Below are 2,781 nucleotides of genomic sequence, written 5' to 3' on the forward strand. Positions count from 1 at the left end.
GTTAAGCCCGTCAGATTGTGATTGTAGAGCGTCATTTTGCGTGGGACGGGCGTAAAACACGCCTCGGCGAGCGTGGAAGCGGTAAAAATCGGCGGACACGCCTCGCGCGCGCGCGCGCGCGCGACTCCCCTCCCCCCTCCCTCAATTCCTCGTCCAGCTTCGATGTCCGGTGACCTCAAGAAGTCCGGTGTACGCTGGCGCGCCTTCGGCTTGCTTCCGTGTTCCCTCGCACCTGGCGGTGCTCGCTCACGCGGTTGACAGGGCTACCGATGGTGTCCGTTTACGTAATGCGTAGGTTTTCATCCTTCCAGGCTGGAGTTCCCCCAGTATCCGCTTCTCCGTATCCGGTGCGTTCGTTAGGGGGTACGCTCAGTCTGTCCGTAGTGGATAACAGGTCTTAAAATTATAAGGGCTGGCATGGTATATCATCAAACCAGCCCTTACCGATTTACGGGCATCTAGCGGTGTTCTGGGGCGTTCTAGTCCCTAGGGTCAGGGGTGTAACTTGGCCGTTCTCGCTCTTTTGGCAGTTCAGTGTATGACCCAGGGCAAACCTCATGTCGTAATACCAAAATACGTTTACAGGCGTCCTCACCCATTTTTATAGCGTCAAACATATCCTGCGGTGCTGGTGGGATGATACCAGCCTGTAGGTCGCACAATATCTCGATTGCTTTCGCTATCTCCATTTTTCTCACCTTTCCTAATCAATTCGTGGTTCGACGGGGAACATGTCCAGCTGAAAATCTTTTCTCTCGTCCTGCCCTTCAACCTTCTGAAGTCTCCCCGTACGCTCGTAGAATACGTGCTTACAGCGAGTGTTAAGGCACTGGTACTCTCGTAACGTGGGTTCTTCACCTGGTGCCGGTAGCCAGTTAGTCTTACTGACTTCCGATTGACAGATAGGACAATACATATTACCTCCTTAGATGTCAGAATCGCCGGAATCCGGGTCAGCGTCATATAGATTTGGTAAGAAGTGCTTGCACTCTATCATGTTTCCCTCAAGGGGCTCATCCGACATACTTGAGGTCATGCCCTTGAATGGGCAATTAGAATGATAGAGTTTACACTCTTCACAGTAGGCTGTTGGCATGGTATCACCCCCTTTCACTCTAATTCTCTCTGCGTGCCGGTTCCTGGCTTCCTCGGCTTTCGCTTTCATTTCCAGTTCATGAATGGTAGTCTGGAAATTCTTTAGCCTGCGTAGTACGGATTCCAGGTCGTTGCACAGCCTGACAAATTTACGGGTTCTCTCCGGCATGCGCCTTAAAGTTTTTCTTCTTGTTGGCATATCTACACCCCCTTTCACTCTAATTCTCTCATGGAACGGGGGTTGCTACAATACCTCAATAGTACTACAATGAGGGAGTACTTTAGTAAGGGGGACTTCATGGAACTTGACCGACTTGAACGTCTTGAGAAGTGCTACGATGAGCTATCGGCAGCCGTCAACAAGCTGCTAGGGCAAACGGGAACAGTCGAAATGATTCTCAAGTGGGTCGTATTACCGCTTTTAATCATTCTTGGTGGCTTAGTAGGCATTAAGATAGCTATGCCGTAGGCGTCCAAAGCTCGGTATCGTCAAATTGCAGGGAGTTACCGCTTCCTCCTGAAAATCCTATGCCCATGCGGTTAATCGTGCTGTCGCGCCACATGTTCACGGTATCGTAAAGCGTTCCTTGCAATACCCATTCGGACGCCGTGTTCTCTTGATATAGACTGACTGCTAAAGCAGCTACACCGGACAAGTTTTCTCCGTTCCAGAATACACAGCGATAGTGACCTTCTTCTCCGTTGGAAGGGCAAGTTCCCATTGTTCCTATAACGGTTGGGCTGCCATTGACTACTCGGCTTAACTGCCAGGTTGTGGCGTACCCCTTTAGCAAATAGCAGTTTTCGCACTGTCCGCTGCCTAGCGGGGATTGATTCCTAAAAGAGAAGGCTGGCTGTGAGTTTATCACTTTTTTAACCCAGAAGCGTATTTCCCCTTCGGGGACAAGCTGCACGTTGGCTCGACGACTGATTAATCCACCTCTTCCGGTCGTACCGGTAGATGCCAGCTTTACTGACGTTGGGCTGCTCTTGTACCAAGTCGCGTCCAGCGTCAAAGTAGTATTCGGTTTCCAGATATCCCAGTCTGAAAGTGCCATAATTCACACACTCCAATCATCATAAAGTACCCGGCTCATAGCCGGTGGGGGCGTTCCCCAATACTCAATTAACACTAGCGTCATTTCTGGTACATCTGTTCCCCAATAATCAATCAATACTTGTTCCATCTCTGGCGGTTCGTGGCTCTCGTATGACCAACTATCAATGAGTAACCACTCCATAGCTGGCGGGTCGCTACTCTCTCGTGACCAGGGTTCGAGGCTATATTGCTCCATCCCGATTTTAGTCAGGTCGATGTACGTTTTCAGTCCGTAGGTGTCAATCGTAGCTTTGCGGATGATATCAGTTACTACAGGAATAGTGAAGCTCAACTTACCCTGGGCGTCAAAGTACTTTTTAGCCGTCACGCGGTCCGGCGTTGACAACCTGGCGGACTGATAGTCTATCCAAGCGGGAACACGAGACCGGTCCAGCTTTTTACCAATGCCGCCGCGGTAAATCTGCATCGTGTAGATATTGGCAAATAGTATGGCGTTATCCAGCCCGATAAAGACAGAAAAAAGCGGTACGGACTCCGCCTGGACGGAAAAGAACATGTTAGGCTCGGCGGTGGGTTTAAGGTACCTTTCCATCAATCCGGCAAGGGCATCCGCCCTGGTGTCCTCG

At 50.6% G+C, this 2,781-nt stretch carries 5 protein-coding genes; 1 reads left to right on the forward strand and 4 read right to left on the reverse strand.

The genetic code is table 11. From position 1 onward, the window contains the following. Positions 1 to 703: 703 nt before the first annotated feature. Positions 704 to 916: a hypothetical protein gene (locus tag PHI12_14905; protein MDD5512072.1), complete on the reverse strand. Its 213-nt coding sequence runs from the start codon at positions 914 to 916 to the stop codon at positions 704 to 706. 9 nt (positions 917 to 925) lie between these two features. Then, positions 926 to 1,294: a hypothetical protein gene (locus PHI12_14910; protein MDD5512073.1), complete on the reverse strand. Its 369-nt coding sequence runs from the start codon at positions 1,292 to 1,294 to the stop codon at positions 926 to 928. A 99-nt stretch (positions 1,295 to 1,393) separates the two neighbouring features. Here PHI12_14910 and PHI12_14915 point away from each other — a divergent pair, with 99 nt between their 5' ends. Beyond that, positions 1,394 to 1,564, forward strand: a complete 171-nt coding sequence (locus PHI12_14915) for a hypothetical protein (protein ID MDD5512074.1) — start codon at positions 1,394 to 1,396, stop codon at positions 1,562 to 1,564. On the opposite strand, the gene PHI12_14920 is transcribed toward PHI12_14915, so the two are convergent. Together PHI12_14920 and PHI12_14925 are read right to left on the reverse strand one after the other, a co-directional pair. Then, the gene (locus tag PHI12_14920) at positions 1,554 to 2,153 is read right to left on the reverse strand and encodes a hypothetical protein (GenBank protein MDD5512075.1); all 600 of its coding nucleotides are present in this window, start codon (positions 2,151 to 2,153) and stop codon (positions 1,554 to 1,556) included. The genes PHI12_14915 and PHI12_14920 overlap by 11 nt on opposite strands. A gap of 3 nt (positions 2,154 to 2,156) precedes the next feature. Continuing rightward, the coding region (locus tag PHI12_14925) for a hypothetical protein (protein ID MDD5512076.1) at positions 2,157 to 2,781 on the reverse strand (625 nt) is incomplete at its 5' end.

Source organism: Dehalococcoidales bacterium, assembly GCA_028716225.1.
Classification (GTDB): domain Bacteria; phylum Chloroflexota; class Dehalococcoidia; order Dehalococcoidales; family UBA5760; genus UBA5760.

Excerpts from the sequence above, each read along its gene's own strand:
- PHI12_14905 (MDD5512072.1), bottom strand. The coding sequence starts at position 916 with ATGTATTGTCCTATCTGTCAATCGGAAGTCAGTAAGACTAACTGGCTA.
- PHI12_14910 (MDD5512073.1), bottom strand. The coding sequence starts at position 1,294 with ATGCCAACAAGAAGAAAAACTTTAAGGCGCATGCCGGAGAGAACCCGT.
- PHI12_14915 (MDD5512074.1), top strand. The coding sequence starts at position 1,394 with ATGGAACTTGACCGACTTGAACGTCTTGAGAAGTGCTACGATGAGCTA.
- PHI12_14920 (MDD5512075.1), bottom strand. The coding sequence starts at position 2,153 with ATGGCACTTTCAGACTGGGATATCTGGAAACCGAATACTACTTTGACG.